This is a genomic window from Marinicellulosiphila megalodicopiae, assembly GCF_045862395.1.
In the GTDB taxonomy this organism is placed as follows: Bacteria; Pseudomonadota; Gammaproteobacteria; order Pseudomonadales; family Natronospirillaceae; genus Marinicellulosiphila; species Marinicellulosiphila megalodicopiae.
In genome coordinates, this window is the sequence record NZ_AP023087.1 from 3,209,893 (window position 1) to 3,225,858 (window position 15,966).

The 15,966-nt window shown below is 32.6% G+C and carries 11 protein-coding genes and 1 other RNA gene; 5 read left to right on the forward strand and 7 right to left on the reverse strand.

Annotation, left to right across the window (positions count from 1 at the left end; genetic code table 11):
• Positions 1 to 248: 248 nt before the first annotated feature.
• The 3 genes from rnpB to TYM08_RS13920 all read right to left on the reverse strand — a co-directional run bounded on the left by rnpB (position 249) and on the right by TYM08_RS13920 (position 3,054).
• An RNA gene (gene rnpB, locus TYM08_RS13910) (RNase P RNA component class A) lies at positions 249 to 609 on the reverse strand.
• An 89-nt stretch (positions 610 to 698) separates the two neighbouring features.
• Positions 699 to 1,388, reverse strand: a complete 690-nt coding sequence (locus TYM08_RS13915) for a sensor histidine kinase (RefSeq protein WP_422379751.1) — start codon at positions 1,386 to 1,388, stop codon at positions 699 to 701.
• Positions 1,381 to 3,054, reverse strand: a complete 1,674-nt coding sequence (locus TYM08_RS13920; RefSeq protein ID WP_422379752.1) for a response regulator — start codon at positions 3,052 to 3,054, stop codon at positions 1,381 to 1,383. Before TYM08_RS13920 ends, TYM08_RS13915 begins: the two co-directional genes overlap by 8 nt.
• Before the next feature lie 103 nt (positions 3,055 to 3,157).
• Here TYM08_RS13920 and TYM08_RS13925 point away from each other — a divergent pair, with 103 nt between their 5' ends.
• The 3 genes from TYM08_RS13925 to TYM08_RS13935 all read left to right on the forward strand — a co-directional run bounded on the left by TYM08_RS13925 (position 3,158) and on the right by TYM08_RS13935 (position 5,727).
• A complete protein-coding gene (locus TYM08_RS13925) occupies positions 3,158 to 4,354 on the forward strand; it encodes an NAD(P)/FAD-dependent oxidoreductase (RefSeq protein WP_422379753.1) in 1,197 nt (398 codons plus the stop codon).
• Positions 4,354 to 4,968 carry a 1-acyl-sn-glycerol-3-phosphate acyltransferase gene (locus tag TYM08_RS13930; RefSeq protein WP_422379754.1) on the forward strand — a complete coding sequence of 205 codons (615 nt, stop codon included), beginning with the start codon at positions 4,354 to 4,356 and terminating at the stop codon, positions 4,966 to 4,968. Before TYM08_RS13925 ends, TYM08_RS13930 begins: the two co-directional genes overlap by 1 nt.
• Positions 4,969 to 5,157: 189 nt before the next feature.
• The gene (locus TYM08_RS13935; RefSeq protein ID WP_422379755.1) at positions 5,158 to 5,727 is read left to right on the forward strand and encodes an ElyC/SanA/YdcF family protein; all 570 of its coding nucleotides are present in this window, start codon (positions 5,158 to 5,160) and stop codon (positions 5,725 to 5,727) included.
• A gap of 191 nt (positions 5,728 to 5,918) precedes the next feature.
• Here the strand turns inward: TYM08_RS13935 and TYM08_RS13940 are convergent, their stop codons facing one another.
• Positions 5,919 to 6,686, reverse strand: a complete 768-nt coding sequence (locus TYM08_RS13940) for an EAL domain-containing protein (RefSeq protein ID WP_422379756.1) — start codon at positions 6,684 to 6,686, stop codon at positions 5,919 to 5,921.
• A gap of 1,265 nt (positions 6,687 to 7,951) precedes the next feature.
• On the opposite strand from TYM08_RS13940, the gene TYM08_RS13945 reads away from it, so the two are divergent.
• Together TYM08_RS13945 and TYM08_RS13950 are read left to right on the forward strand one after the other, a co-directional pair.
• The gene (locus TYM08_RS13945) at positions 7,952 to 9,568 is read left to right on the forward strand and encodes a hypothetical protein (RefSeq protein ID WP_422379757.1); all 1,617 of its coding nucleotides are present in this window, start codon (positions 7,952 to 7,954) and stop codon (positions 9,566 to 9,568) included.
• A gap of 461 nt (positions 9,569 to 10,029) precedes the next feature.
• Positions 10,030 to 10,284 carry a hypothetical protein gene (locus tag TYM08_RS13950; RefSeq protein ID WP_422379758.1) on the forward strand — a complete coding sequence of 85 codons (255 nt, stop codon included), beginning with the start codon at positions 10,030 to 10,032 and terminating at the stop codon, positions 10,282 to 10,284.
• Positions 10,285 to 10,330: 46 nt separating this feature from the next.
• Here the strand turns inward: TYM08_RS13950 and TYM08_RS13955 are convergent, their stop codons facing one another.
• The 3 genes from TYM08_RS13955 to TYM08_RS13965 form a co-directional block, all read right to left on the reverse strand.
• On the reverse strand, positions 10,331 to 11,764 hold the full coding sequence (locus TYM08_RS13955) for a hypothetical protein (protein ID WP_422379759.1): 1,434 nt from the start codon (positions 11,762 to 11,764) through the stop codon (positions 10,331 to 10,333).
• Positions 11,765 to 14,128: 2,364 nt separating this feature from the next.
• Positions 14,129 to 14,284, reverse strand: a complete 156-nt coding sequence (locus TYM08_RS13960) for a hypothetical protein (RefSeq protein ID WP_422379760.1) — start codon at positions 14,282 to 14,284, stop codon at positions 14,129 to 14,131.
• 152 nt (positions 14,285 to 14,436) lie between these two features.
• A complete protein-coding gene (locus tag TYM08_RS13965) occupies positions 14,437 to 15,654 on the reverse strand; it encodes a cellulose binding domain-containing protein (protein ID WP_422379761.1) in 1,218 nt (405 codons plus the stop codon).
• Between the last annotated feature and the right edge of the window lie 312 nt (positions 15,655 to 15,966).

Below are 15,966 nucleotides of genomic sequence, written 5' to 3' on the forward strand. Positions count from 1 at the left end.
AAACGACATTCTATACATCAACAGGTTTACAAAAAAAAACAATCAACTCATTTTTACATTACTCGGTTTATATCAGTGGATTAATCCAGAGAACATGGATTATAAGCAGTTCTGGCAGGCGTTATTTCAAAGTGATTTAAATACACGATTACAAGCAGTTGGATTATTAATCGATATATTTGAGAATTCAAGAAAGGTAGAGTTAAACCAATATTGCTTAATACTTAAATAATATTGGTTTAGTAAAAAAAGCGAGTTGGCCGATAAGCCGGGTTCTGTCGAGGACAATCATTCATCTAGGCCTTAAATTGCTCTAAGGCTCAAGCAACCTACCCGGTTCCGGCGCGGGTCACGCCTAGTGGAACCCTATTTGGTCTTGCTCCAAGTGAGGTTTACCTTGCCACGAACAGTTACCTGTCGCGCGGTGCGCTCTTACCGCACCCTTTCACCCTTACCGTTATCATAAAGATACTTAGGCGGTCTACTCTCTGCTGCACTGGCTGTGGGTTTACACCCCCCAGACGTTATCTGGCACTTCACCCTATGGAGCCCGGACTTTCCTCCCCCTCATTTGCAAGCAAATAAAGCGGCGATTGCCTGGCCAACTCGGCGCGAAGAGTACGGATTTTACTTATTGGTTTCAAGTGTTATTTCAGAGTTTTAAAAAATTTATAGCTTTGTTTGGGTGTGTATTTCGGTCATGGCAAATATAAGCGAAATACTGCACCATGGGTTTGCTCATCATTTAGTAACTCAATGTACCCTTTTTTATCATCAACACAATGCATTTGAGCAATTTGATTTGAAAAATATAAACCCAGTCCAGTGGAGCCAGATTTGAAATTCATTTTTGTTTTGGGTTGTACAGATTGTATCATTGCATCAGGATATCCGGCGCCATCATCTCTTATTTCAAGAACTAAATACCCATTTTTTTCATAAGTATTAAACACCATTTTACTTTTGGTATATCGAATTGCATTGGTTATAACATTACTTAAAATTCCTTCAACTAATGCCCCATCAAAATGCCATATCAAATCCTCGTCATGTAAATTCACTTCAAATTCAATATTTAGTACATTTAAACTGGATACAAATTTTGACTTAACATCATCAATTATGTCCATAACAAAACATTCTTCATCTGTTGGACTAAGCATGCCTTCTTTAAGGCGATATAAGCCAAGCATATGAATTAGACCATGATTAATTCTACCTGCCTCTAAACTTAATTGTTGTAATTTTATTGCGGATTCAGGGGAAGATTTAGCTAATTCTGGCACCATTGCCTCAACTTGCCCTTGAATCAAACCCAACGAATTTTTAACATCATGAACAATACTAGCCATGATTAATGTTACATCTAAATCTTTATGATCAATCATCGTATTTTTTCTTAAATTGATTTAATTTAGTTACAATATTACTGTAACGCTGATATTGATAATGATCTTTTTCCAAGAAACTTAATCGATCAGCAAATTCTAAGCAGCTATTAATTACACGAATTGGATGATCTTCTTTACTCACCAATTGCATTCTTGATTGAATATAATTCAAAATCATACCCGGATGCCGTGGTGAAATCTTTAATGCTTTTTGGAATGTCTCACTTGCTTTTTCATAGGATTTTTCTTCATAGTATTTACAAGCTTCAATATTTAACTTTTGTGCAAACCCTCTTTGTTTTTTACTAACAGGTTCAGCTTGAATCGCATCTAGTTTTTCTATGGCTTTTAATTCGTCTTTATGAGATTCTTTTAAGTTTGTAATCAATTCATCAACATCAGAATAACGCTCTTGTTCAAATAACAATTGCACAATTTCTTCACCAAACTCAATTGAAATTTCCTCTGAATTTAATAATGCAGTTTGTAAAAAATCATCCATAAGACTTTTTTTCACTAGATCTGAATTTGATGTATCCAATTTAAATTGAAAAACCTTACAAAATAATTTAACAGCATCTCGACCTTGATATTTAGAGGAAAACTGTTTAACTTGCTTTTGCATTTCCGATAAAACTTTTCTTTTATCTGGATCATTATCTTCCATTTGATCAAATTGCACTTTGAGAGAGCGGACTAAATTTTCATAATTTTCAGGGCTATCATGCATCGTAGAATCTGACAGTGAAACAACTTCTTTAAATGCCTTACTGGCACTTATAACATCATCTAAAGCAACACTGACTTCTCCCAAACATTTTTGTCTTTCTATATTTCTTGGTGATCTCTGTACGCCTTTTTTAAGCACATCTTGAGCGCGTTTTTCGTCATGCTTGACAAGATAGCACTGTGCTAATAAATCATAAGCTCCTACAAGATTGGCATCTTTTGCAATAGCATTTTTTAAAATTTCAATGGCTTGGTCGTTTTTATTTTGCAATATTGCGATTTGCGCTTGGTATACTTTTGTCCAAGATTGTTCACGATTTTTATTTATTTCTTCGATTAATTGTAGCGGTTCATTAAATTGTTTTAATTCTATGTAAGACTCAATTGCTTTTTTTTGTGCATAAATACGAAAACGTGGCTCATTTTTAATAACGATTAATGAGTATTCAATGATTTGTTCATGATTTTTGTCATCCAGTGCTTTAAATAATTTATCCATTTTCTTTTGACGCATAAACCAACGCACTATTCTTTGTTTTAACGTTTCAAAAGCAAAGGGTTTTGCAAGATAATCATCAGGTTGAAATTCAATCGCCCCCATCACCATATCTCTAGAAGTTTCTGCTGTTATCATGACATACACAGTTCTAAAAGATAATGTGCCGTTAAACCTCACTTCTTCTAATAATTGTTGCCCGTCTTTTCCTGGGCCTAAATTATAATCACAAATCACAACATCAAAATGGTTATCCCTGATTGCTACTGCAGCATGATTCGCACTTGATGCTTCGGAAACTTGCTTAATACCGATACTATTTAGCATCCCTTTAATGGACTTTCGCACATTTGGAAAATCGTCAACCACAAGAATTCGCTTGCTTTGTAAAACTGCAACCTCTTCTTGGGATAATGGTAAATTAATAACCTGAGCCATGATTTTCTTAAATTATGATTGATTCAATTTTAACTATAGAAGAAGAATTTGGCCTTTTGGAAAAATATCCTTACAATTCTCTTTTTTTTATTAGTAATTAGCTTTGAATATTCAAAATAACAGCAACAATTTCGACTGTATTATCATTGGAGCGGGCGCAGCTGGCCTGTTTGCAGCCTATAGCGCAGGTACTCGAGGCAAAAAAGTCTTAGTGGTGGATCACGCTAACAAAATTGGCAAAAAAATTCTAATGTCAGGGGGCGGTCGCTGTAATTTCACCAATTACTATATTGAGCATGATCGATATTTAAGCAAAAACCCACATTTCTTTAAATCGGCACTGGCACAGTTTACTCAGTGGAATCTTCTAGATTTAGTCACCGAACATGGTTTAGAGCATTATGAAAAAGAATTGGGGCAGTTATTTTGCCAACACAAATCCAGTGACTTTTTAGACTTTTTAAAAGCACTCATTCAGCCCTTAGATGTTGAAATAAGAACATCTACCTCAGTGACGAAAATTCAAAAAAACAAATTATTTAACCTTACTTTAAGTGTTAACGATAAAACCTATAGCACCTCAAGTTCGTCTCTTATTGTGGCAACAGGCGGTTTAAGCATTCCAACAATGGGCGCAACGGGTTTTGGTTATGAAGTGGCCAAACAATTTGGTCATCCTTTGTTACCCACTCGCGCAGGTTTGGTGCCGTTTACTTGGAACAATAAAGACAAAGAGCGTTTAAGTGCATTGTCAGGTACTGCTATTCCAAGTGTGATCAGTATCCATAATCAAAGTTTTTCACATCAGATTTTATTTACCCATCGTGGTTTAAGTGGCCCTGCTGTTTTACAGATCAGTAATTATTGGAATGAAGGCGAAAGCTTAGACATTGATTTTTTACCAGAGCACCGACTTAGCCAATGGTTGGCCGATCAATCTAGTCAAAAATCATTAGGCACGGTTTTAAAACTATTATGGCCTAATAAGTTTGTACAAATTTGGTTTGATCAATTTGACTTAACCATGCAAGTAGCTCAATTGAGTAACGCGCAATTACATGAGTTAGATCAAATGGTGCATCACTGGGTTTTCAAACCCGGCGGCACTGAAGGTTACCGTACCGCAGAAGTTACTTTAGGCGGCGTAGACTGTGACGAGGTTTCCTCCAAAACCCTTGAAAGTAAAAAACAGGCTAATCTGTATTTTGTAGGTGAAGTATTAGATGTGACTGGACATTTAGGTGGATTCAACTTTCAATGGGCGTTTAGCTCAGGCTTTGTAGCGGGACAAAATTGCTAATGACAACTCAAATACCAAACAAAAAACAAAACACGATTTTTGATTCCAAAATCATATTACCCATATTGTCGTGGTTATCGTCTTTGATTTTATTTGTATTTCGCTGGAAAGTAGCGGGAGAGATACCCAAAGAAAAAAAATACATCATCATCGTTGCGCCCCACACAAGCAACTGGGACTTTTTTTGGGGTATGTGTACCGTACTTAAAATGCGCTGGAGGGTTAATTGGGTAGGCAAAGACAGTTTATTCACAGGGTTTAAAGGCGGCATCATGCGTTGGTTAGGTGGCACGGGGATTGATCGCTCAAACGCATCTAATATTGTCGACAGCTACATTCAATTGGTTGAAAAATCAGAATCCATCAACATCGTCATCACCCCCGAAGGCACAAGAGGTTATGTCGACAAATGGAAGACAGGTTTTTATCGCATCGCAGATGGCGCCGACATTCCCTTAGCCTTAGCGTTTATTGATTTTTCTAAAAAAGAATTAGGCTTTGGTCCCATGATGAAAACCACGGGCGACTACGAACAAGACAAAGCCAAAATCAAAGCATTTTATCGCCCGATCATAGGTAAAAATCCTGAATCCTATTGTGTTGATTTTGATTAAAAAGGATCACTCATGTTTTATATAAAATGGATCGTCGGAAGTTTTCTGACACCCATTCCACTCATGCTATTTTTCATATTAATTGCATTTGTACTGTTACTTAAAAATCATAAAAAGCTAGGTAGCTTTTTATTCATAACGTCCCTTTGCACTTTTTATTTATTGAGCTTAAAGCCTGTCGCATTTTTAATGTTAGAACCACTGGAATACGCGCACCCAAGCTACACAAATCAAAGCGCATCATTCATACATGTATTGGGTAACGGTCACATAGAAGACGATTCATTACCTATAACCAGCCAATTAACCTATGTATCAACCGTACGCATGACCGAAGCGGTTCGCGTGTATTATCAAAACCCAACTGCAAAATTAATACTGACGGGATACGCTGGCGCCAATACAGAAATATCCACCGCCAAAATGCATGAGCAATTAGCACTAGCTTTGGGTGTGCCTGCGCAAAATATAATCATTAACGAAGAACCAAGAGACACCCAAGAAGAAAGTCTGGTTGTAAAATCCATTGTGGGTGATCAACCTGTGATTGTGATTACCACCGCCAATCACATGCGACGCGCTATGGGGTTTTATGAATTAGCAGGACTCAATGCGATACCCGCCCCTACTATGCATCTGAGCAGGCAAGGTAATGATATGAAGTTTACGGATTTATATCCTCATGCTGAATTTTTAAGAATGTCGCAGTTTGCGATTCATGAGTGGATTGGGATTTTGTATCAGAAGATTCAAGGATAGCTAGAAAGTTCGTCGTTTTAATTCGCGTTTTTCATGAGCAAATTAAATAACTGGAATTGAAAATCGACGTCCTGCATATCAACAAATTTAAAACACAAAATTAAAATAGTTTCCGCTTTTTTAGCGGTTATAGAAAGTGTAAAAGCTGGCGCTTTGCATGCCCTACTCACATCAACCTCACGGACTAGATCCTAAACCATACTAAAATCAACTTGAGGAAGACTTTCAAATCCTGGCTTGGCAAAGAGATAACCTTGCATTAATTCAACGCCTAAATCCTGTAAAAACAGAAACTCTTCTTTGGTTTCTATCCCTTCTGCTAGTGGCGTGATATTTAAATCATGAAATATATTTAAACAGTGTTTAACTATGGATTGGCGAGCATGATCGGAATCAATATTGCGAATCAGCTCCATATCCAGTTTTACAATATTCGTTTGAAAATCGGCCAACAACCCTAACCCTGCGTAACCTGAACCAAAATCATCAATTGCAGTTTTAAATCCTAATTTCTTATAATATTCGACGATGCTTTTAACGAAATGACTATCTTCAATTTTTTCCACTTCTGTAAACTCAAACATAATTCTATCAGCTGGAAAATTATATTTTTTGGCCGCATCTAATGTCGTACGAATACAACGCTCTGGTTTATAAATGGCATTTGGCAAAAAATTAATACTTAACATAGTATCAAGCTTTAATTTAGAGGCTAACGCGATCGCTTTCACTCGGCATAGTTGATCAAACAGATAACGATTATCATCATTTACTTTAGATATAATAGAGAATGCCGATTCATTATTTAAACCTCTGACCAAAGCTTCGTAACCGTAAATTTGACTTGTGTGGCAGTTGATAATTGGCTGAAAAGCCATTGTAAAATCAAAGTCTAGACTCCCTTTATTTGCACAATTCTCACATGAAAATCGATCATAAATCATAGTTTCTTCGTTCATTGCTATTTCCTTTGGTACAAATTTCTAAAATCATTACCCTAAATACATAGTTTTTCGCTAGATAATCAACGGATATAAACCATGTTTTTTATGTTTCCCACTGTAATAAATAATGTTAGTAGATTTTTTGGCGATTGAGAGAGATTATTCAGCCATCCATAATACTTATAGGATTTACCTTGGGTACCTTGACTAATCCTAATTTTGAAATTTTGGACAAAAAAAGGCTAATCTTTTTGGGATTAATCTAGGTTTTACTTTGGACGTCTGAATTAGTTGCTTTTAAGAATGTCGCAGTTTGCGATTCATGAGTGGATTGGGATTTTGTATCAGAAGATTTCGAGGTAGGTAGAATATTAGATTTGGTGCTTTTTCTTCATTTAAGAAATTCGATTTACGGGTAATCGAAACATCCAAATTAGTTATAGATACCATTTGTGGCATTATATTGAATACAAAAAAGGATGAGATAATTTAATATCTCATCCTTTTTATTAACTGTTATGTAAATTGTAAAACCAGACCCCATTTATCCGATTCAATTAAGATACGAAAACTCAAAGTGAATCATGAATTATTGATTACAACGAATCTTGAACCAAAAGAAGAAAGTAAAAATTCCTTAGGGAAATTATATAAAGATCGCTGATATATTGAACTTGATTTTAGAAATTTAAAAACCACATTAGGGATGGATATTTTAAGTTGTAAATTACCAGAAATGTGTGAGAAAGAAATGTGAGTGCATGTATTTGCACATAATATCATTCGATTATTTTCAGTACAGTCAGCCGTTATTTTTAATTTAAAACCAAGAAAAATTAGTTTCAAGCATTGCCTGCAAGTATGGATGTCATATACTCAATAAAATCGTCAACCTGATGAACATATGTTTAAATTAATATCAAAACGGCTAGTCGGCAATCGACCCGGAAGAATAGAGCCAAGAGCGATTAAACGAAGGCCTAAACCCTATAAGTTATTGACCGTTACACGAGAATCTGCCAGAGAGGATATTAGAAAAAAATGGCCACCCTAAGAAACAGAAATAGTAATTTATTAAAAGGCTTTATCGCTTAACTAAGTGCCATTCTACTCTGACTCCATTGGTCTAGCAGGAAATAAAATGAAAAAACGATTTAAATCACTTGAAAAGTGGTGGGTGTCCGTATACATCAGAGTTATTGTTGGGTAAAAATACTGCTTTTTTATTTAAGTTAATACATAATGTGATTGTTAGACAGGTAAAAAAATAGGATTCAAAAATGGGAAAAGTACTAAATTCGATAGTCGTTACATTGGTGCTGATTATATTGGCAGTTTTGTTGTGGATTGTGTTGGATACAGCAGAATTCGACGATAATCAGAAATTAATCAATAATAATGATAATGATAATCAAAAGATTGAGCTTAGTTTCGAGACTGGTGTTGGTTCTGGCAAAGCCTCGGTAAGTGAATTGAAAACTTCAGATTTATCAGATGCATTACTAAATGACAAAAACAGTCAAAAATTACAAAATAATAAAGAAAAAAATCAAAAAGAAAAAAATCAAAAAGAAAGTGATATTAAAGAATGTATACTAAATCAAACTGAAAATTTTGAAACTGAATTAAAACCCTGTCCGTTCATTCCTGCATTGGCATCAAAAAGACATCATCATATTCAAAATCTCATTATTCAAATGCCTTTCGAATTGATTCAATCAGGAAAACCATTAAAAGAAATTGATGAATTTGGTGAAATCATAGAATCAACCAGTCATATTCAAGTTGAAAAAATTGGGATATCAGATTTAGGGGATATTTATATTTTGTCTGGTTATAACTATGTTTTTCCAGCGTCTGAATATTCATATGAACAAACTATTGAATATGATGAAGTGTGGGTAGAAAAAGGTGAGCACATACAAATATATACGGATGACACTAAGAAAATACATTATTCCATCTCAGGTACTAGGGAGTATTATGAACAATTTGATGAGTTAAAACCTAATTGTCCGGATATACATGATAGTCGTGTTATCGTTGCCAGAGGCGAATATAGTATTGATTCGCAGCGGTGTGAACAGAAAGAAGATTTAGAGAAAATAGGACAAGAAATTGTTAAATTTTCTGATATTGAATTGGAAAAATGTATTAATCGATCCCTTGGGAGAAGTGTAAATTTAAAAATTAAACAATATGATTTAAATCAATTGGTAGAATTGAAATGCATTTCTCAAAAAATTAGAAATTTAAATGGAGTATCAAAAATACCTAATTTAAAGGTGTTAATCTTAAATGTTGAAAATATTGGGAATTTGGAAGAAATAAAAAAACTAAAGAGTATTGAGGCTTTGTTATTAAGAAATGGCGATTCTATTGATATTGAAGGTTTACTGGATTTCGATCAATTAGTTTATTTGAAGTTAGAAAAAATTGAAGTTGAAAATTTAAACATGATTGGTGAATTAATAAATTTGAAGTCTCTAGTATTGCTAAAAAATAATATTTTGGATGCCACCTTTCTAGAACATGCAGGTGCCATAGAGAATCTAGTAATTAAAGAGAATGTAATTGATAGTTTTGAATATTACCCACAATTAGCATTAAAATTCTTAGATTTGTCATTGACGAATATTTCAAACGTCGAACAAATTGCACAGTACTCAGAATTAGAAATATTGCGTATACAAAACGCGAGATTAGTTAATATAGATGCACTTTATGGAATGCCTAAATTAAAGGTTTTGAAAGTAGAGATGAATAAAATTTCACAAGCGAACATATTTGCAAATGGTGCTAATAAATTAAATGAATTATATTTAGTTAATAATCCAATTGATTGTGACTATTCCTTGTTGAAGGATCTGGATTTTGTATCTTTGGATTGTCGTTAAGGATATTTGTAAAAGTAGATGCCAGTATTGGTATGGATTGTTAATTATTTAAATTTGAGGGGGGCTCATTTGATTGAATTGATGGTAAAAATAAAATTATCAAGATATTCAGAATAAAGATACTGTGATATTAACAATATCTAAATCAAATAGAATTTAATTATAACTTTTCAGATTAAATTAAAGCAGACTATCAAGATATACGATTTAAAATCTTTGTGATATTAAAAAATCCAAAAGTGACACCCATTTTTGAAACCCCCATTAAAATCAAAGAGTTACCAAAACCTCACAATATAATAAAAAATAGCCGCACTAAAAAAACACACAATATCAAATTTTTTAATTTAATATCTTGCATTTGGTGTTTTTCATAAATATTTTTAGACACGCATTTGACATGTGAAGTATGGATCTTCATAAATGCATATTAACTTTAATTATTTTACGAGGAATTAAAAATGTTAGAACTAAAAATTGAAGATTTAGAAAATATAAGCGGAGGTTACAGTAGTGGATATAGCTCAAGTGGATCAAGTGGAACTTCGTCTCACAGACATAAGTTCATTATTTATGAAAAAAGATATTATACAGGAAAGGGGTATGGTGTAATATTAGGGACATGCGCTACCGAGCAAGCTGCTGGGAGAATTAAAGTGACCGCTTCTCAAACTAATTTTAATACTGCCTGGAGCAATAGATCCTACTTCAGTTGATGATAAAATTGGGTAATTCTATACATTCATAGAATTACCCAATCTTTTATTTGCAATTACTATATTCAGAAAAATACCGATTTACCTGATAAGTACAGTCGATTGGATTCCCTAGCAACTTTAATTCACCTTCCCAATTTTCATCAATTGATGGTATTTTTGTAAATTGATTAAATTCCAGATTTAAATACTTTAAATACATCATTTTTTTTATTAATGGTATTTCAACAATACTATTTTTTTTAATATTTAGAAACTCAATATACTCAACAGATCCTACTTCAGGAAATTCATCTAACTCCATGCCTATTAACTCTAATTTTTTCAGAGAAAATTGAGATTTTAAAAAAACCAATTCCCCACCTACTTTTACACGTTTTAAACTTAATCTTTTTAATTGAGATATTCCCTTAGAATATTCATCAGAATTAATTAGAGTCCCCTTCGAAACAATCAAACTTTCTAAATATATTAATTCAGAAATATTCGACATATTAAATATGGTATTATTTTTAATTTCAATTTCCCTAAGATTTTTCAATTCATTTAAAAAGGTATGATCAGAATCATTACTCCCTATAATAATTGATTTTACATTTCCAAATTCAGATACCTCATCAATTCCAATTCCTTTAATTGATCCACACTTAAGAATCTCAACTTTATTTGGATCAACATAATAATTCGATCTATAGACTCTGCCGAATATACACTCCCTTAGATTTTTATCATGAACCTCTATTAAATTAACGTTATGATACCCATTTATATATTTAGAACAATTTTCAAAATCTTTTAAGTCCAAATCACTTTCACTAAACATTTCAAACTCTAAAGTATCCAAACAAAGTTCAGGCTCCAAATTCAACTTATCAAACTTAAATTCTAACTTATTTAATATTCTGATATCTAAATACCTCCCCCCCTCATTATCAATTACTACATCTTGACTTAAGAAAGAAAATGACCATTTTGGTTTATTGGAATTTAAGAAATAACCTTCTTGGGATTCATCCCCCCCGTCAAAATCCACAAAATAATAAATAGGACCTTGATCAGAAATCCCCAATTCATAAACAATAAATCCTTTATGTCTTTTAATTATATTTGAACCATTCTCGACCATTAATCCAATATCAATATGAATTCTTAAATTTGAGTATTCAGATAATCCCATATTAAGCAGATATTTATATTCTTCACATTTAACAGTTTTGATAACTCCTTTATCTATCACACACACTTCTTTTTCATTTTCATTTTCTTTTTCTTTTTCTTTTTCTTTTTCTTTTACATCGAAATATTCCTCATAACCATCACTATTATTTTCAATTGACAACTCATTTTTCGTATATGATTTAACAACTCCCTCTGTCTCATTATTCACCTTATGATCAACAATACTTTTATTTAGATCAATCTTTAACAAAAAAACCATTAAGAGAATTATTACACTCACTAATATTAAATAAAAACGCATCGCCCCCCCTAAAATATTTATATATAAATAGCTCTAACGAAATGAATAAAAAATCCACTAAAAATTAAAAAACTAAAATTTATTAGCATACATTACTTATAGCGCAATAATAAAGAATACTTAAATTCACATATAAAAATAGTAGTGAAACAACATAATTTTATCAATATGCCACATCGCACAAAAATATCTAACAACATATACCTCAACCCAGGTAAAACTTCAAATCTTTTGGCTGTCTTAATTTTTTAGACAATATCTTTTGGCCTATCGCAGTTAAGTCACAAGCATGCCATCTTTAAAAAACACCTTTCGAATTCTTGAGGTCGCACCTTACATTTGACATAGGTATTCAAAGAAACAAGTTATATATTTAACTTTCAATACTTAAGCAAGATCAAAACATTGATATAAATCCCCCCCTACTAAACCATTTTAAACCAACAATTTATCATCAAAACTACCCAACGCATGACTTTCAACTAAGACTTACATAATAATCAAAATCAAGCCAATTATAAATACCGTAACTTTGTGTAACCAAAACGAATTAAAATCTGAACAACCAATTGAAAATGATATAATTACTTTCATCTCCCAATCATTAGGAATGTGGAAAAATGTCACTTAAACGCTTTTATGTATAGTATATTTAAATCTACTACAAGTTTTGTACTTTTAACTTTTAGGTCTCTAACGATGTTCAGCTGCGGCGGTAATGGCGGTTCGGCTTCTGAAACTACACAAACCGATACGGGCACAATCACCCAGATCAAAAGGGACGATCAAAAGGGACGATCAAAAGGGACATCCACTTTAGTGTTATTGAGCTAAAGCTCAACCCTTCGTTTTTAATTTTAATATTCGGGTCTGATCCAAAATTTGCATTAAATTAATTTAAGCTAGCTGTGAAGGCAGCCATCACCCACATTTTGTCTGACCGATAACCAAATGGAACACTCACTTTCAATCATCGGCAGATACTATAGACACTAGATATCCAACGATGAAGAAGTTGAAGAAGACGTTATTAATTATCACTGTTATCTGGGATGGGCTTTATATTTGACATGGACAATATTTAAAACTAAATATTTTCTACAATTCCAATATCAGCTGCTTAGAAAATGGCGGATATCCCGCCCCTACGGTTACCAATACCCCTATATCACCCACAAAATCGCCTTACACTTTACAAAGTCACCCAAAACCAAAAAGACAAAAAAAACCAACATTTAAAAAAAGCATCGGTTTTAAATAAGGCAAACATTCAACTAGCTTAAACGATCTCTAAGCCTTAATTTCAGACAACGGTGCATCCCAAAGGCGCACCAGATTCAGTCAAACCAAACATGGTTGATTCACTTCAAATGCTTCTTAGACATTCAAAGGCCGATGTACAAAGATATATAACGCTACACTTTTAAAAAAACACATTTTAGAACTACAAGGATTTGGCGTATCATGAAAAGATAGTTGCATAACAGTTGCATACAGGTACTTAACAGGTGCATCGATAAAAATACAAAATGCCTGAATTAAAACGACATCACGACTTTAAAGCACTATTCAAAAACATCAAACAACTGTATTTTTATATGTAGAACATCATTTTAACTACTATTTAACTACCATATAAGTATGATTAAAATTACAACCACTATTTATACAAAAATATTTTTGATACCAAACTGCACCAAATTTCCTTTTATTGATAATAATCGACATTAACTATGAACACTTTAATAAAAAAAATAGTAAGCCTCAAAATAAATGATTTGTTAGAAACTGATTATGTTGTATATTACGCGTGTTAAAAACAAATCAAATAACTACAAAACAATACAAAATTACCGTATTTCTTGCATAGTTTATTCATATGCTAAAATTGTAAAATTGATTTTTTGAAAGAACTCAACTTAAGGTGATGAGTGATACATGGATGTAAATAAAATCGCGGGTTAAGTGGTCACTTAACCCGCCTTTTTATTGTTTATCCTAATCTTTACTTCCCTTCAAATTGTACTCACAATTAATAACCATAAAACAACCAATATGTGACTAAACATAATAAATCGAATTTAGTTATTATGCAGTCTACTGACCATTAAAGAATTAAATTTATCACCCAATTATTTTAATTTTCTAGATATTATAAATTTCATTGACTGCTTTAATTTCAATTATGCCGATTGAAATTTTAAAAAAGACAATCGATATTTTATAATCTTCTACATCTCGAAATCCACATACTAAAATATATTATTACTATTTTTTTAAATGTTTTTTCAAGTATTTTAGTTTCAATACCATCAATACTTTTTTGATTATTTTTTCCCAATAACGTTCATTCCCATCATCTCCTTACTTAGTTGCCCAATCGTTCAGTTGGTCACGACTGCCATCAAAATTATAAAATGGCACCGACATACCACAATATTTTTGAACAAGATCCACCGACAAATCAAATATTTGTCTCGCTCCTGGAATCAAATCAAAGTGATCTGACAACCCACTCACTGAGTGGTCATTTTTATGAATTGCTTTACCCTGACATAAAACCTTTTTACTTTCAAAGACATAAAATTGATAAATAAAAGAATTTTTGAATAAAAAAAGGCTTCCGTATAGAAAGCCTTAAAATAATTTAATTTAATTTTTAAAACTAAATATTAATCAACAGCAACATTATTTAATGAATATTTTTTAATTGCTTGAATTTGAGTCACAGGCAATTGGGCTAAATCTGCTGCTTGCATTTCAAGTGCATCAGTATTATATGCATACTCCAAATCGTTACTATAGAAAATTTTATTTGAATCAATTCCACTTACAGAAGACGTAGGTGCATAAGAATTAACAAATACGGCTTGTATGTTTGCATTATCAGCAATATCTAACACGTAATTTAATGAATGATAAGTACTCAAGAATAAAATAACAGGTTGAGCGGTATAATTAACTGTAATATTTATTTCATTATATAAATCTGACGATTCATAACCTGCTACAGTCACAATTTTTGCATTTTTCGCATCAAACTGTGTGAGAAGCTCAGCAACTTCCTCTGCAGTAGTATTTTCATTTTGAGTAAATGTCACATTAATACCTGATGTATGCCAATGATTATGATAATCTAATCGAATGTCGTGTTCACCTTCAGACAAATTCAATTCAATGCGTTTTTTATGTCCAAAATAACTTTCTATTAATTGACCATCTAAATAAACATTAATATTTGACCAAGACACGTCAATATTCATATCAATTGGCAAACTCGCATCAGCAACATTAATCACACCTTCCCAAGAAGCATAAAATTCATGTGAGTCGATGTTGTGAAAATTACTATATGAATAATCAATTGCCATGTAATCAACTACATCTTGGGCTATTAAAGTTTGAGTAATTGCTGGATCAAATCCGTCGGTGCCTTGACCAGATTGTAACCCATCATTTTCTGCAAAATATTTCACATCGAATTTACTCAGTGTAAATGCTGTCTCTTCTTCTTGAGGACAAAAACTAGATGTCAGTTCAAGATCCGAAACTAAAGAATTATTACCAGTTTGTGCCACAATATATAAATTTTTAGACTGTCCAACTAATACAGGTTGCTCCCAACTTGCATTTACCACATCAACTGGGTTTTGACCCACTGCTGATCCATCCCCCCAATATGATTGAATGAACCCATTTTCCAAGCTCAACTGTGCATTCCAATCTTGCATGGTTTGCTCTGAATCATTAACCAAGGTAATTTGTGCAATAAATCCAGTATTCCAATTATTAAACACATTCACATCACAACTTGCATTTGACTGAGTACTCACCATAGCGCTCAATGAAATAAGAGGTAAAGCCAAAAGTTTGATTTTGTTATTAAACATAATTTTTATTTCCTAGTTTGTAAATTATCCTGCCTTGAATAAGGCAATTTGATTATAAATACATAACTATTGAATTCAACTTAAACTTAATATTAATAATTCGAATTTAAAGTGCGACTTCCTAGACTTAAATTTATCCATCTTTGCAAAATCATCGCAAACCATTTAAATTAATCATTTATAGTTTTCTTCACTAATATAGTAACCATTAAGCTTTGCAAGACGCGAGCATAATCATAATTTACTTCAACTAAAAATACTTTTTTACATTTATTGATTTACTTAAGGAAACTCTGATCTAGAAAGATAAAT

What these genes read in the sequence shown, in the direction of transcription:
- TYM08_RS13965 (WP_422379761.1), bottom strand. Translation starts at nt 15,654, where the DNA reads ATGTTTAATAACAAAATCAAACTTTTGGCTTTACCTCTTATTTCATTG.
- TYM08_RS13955 (WP_422379759.1), bottom strand. Translation starts at nt 11,764, where the DNA reads ATGCGTTTTTATTTAATATTAGTGAGTGTAATAATTCTCTTAATGGTT.
- TYM08_RS13915 (WP_422379751.1), bottom strand. Translation starts at nt 1,388, where the DNA reads ATGATTGATCATAAAGATTTAGATGTAACATTAATCATGGCTAGTATT.
- TYM08_RS13940 (WP_422379756.1), bottom strand. Translation starts at nt 6,686, where the DNA reads ATGAACGAAGAAACTATGATTTATGATCGATTTTCATGTGAGAATTGT.
- TYM08_RS13935 (WP_422379755.1), top strand. Translation starts at nt 5,158, where the DNA reads ATGTTAGAACCACTGGAATACGCGCACCCAAGCTACACAAATCAAAGC.
- TYM08_RS13920 (WP_422379752.1), bottom strand. Translation starts at nt 3,054, where the DNA reads ATGGCTCAGGTTATTAATTTACCATTATCCCAAGAAGAGGTTGCAGTT.
- TYM08_RS13930 (WP_422379754.1), top strand. Translation starts at nt 4,354, where the DNA reads ATGACAACTCAAATACCAAACAAAAAACAAAACACGATTTTTGATTCC.
- TYM08_RS13950 (WP_422379758.1), top strand. Translation starts at nt 10,030, where the DNA reads ATGTTAGAACTAAAAATTGAAGATTTAGAAAATATAAGCGGAGGTTAC.
- TYM08_RS13945 (WP_422379757.1), top strand. Translation starts at nt 7,952, where the DNA reads ATGGGAAAAGTACTAAATTCGATAGTCGTTACATTGGTGCTGATTATA.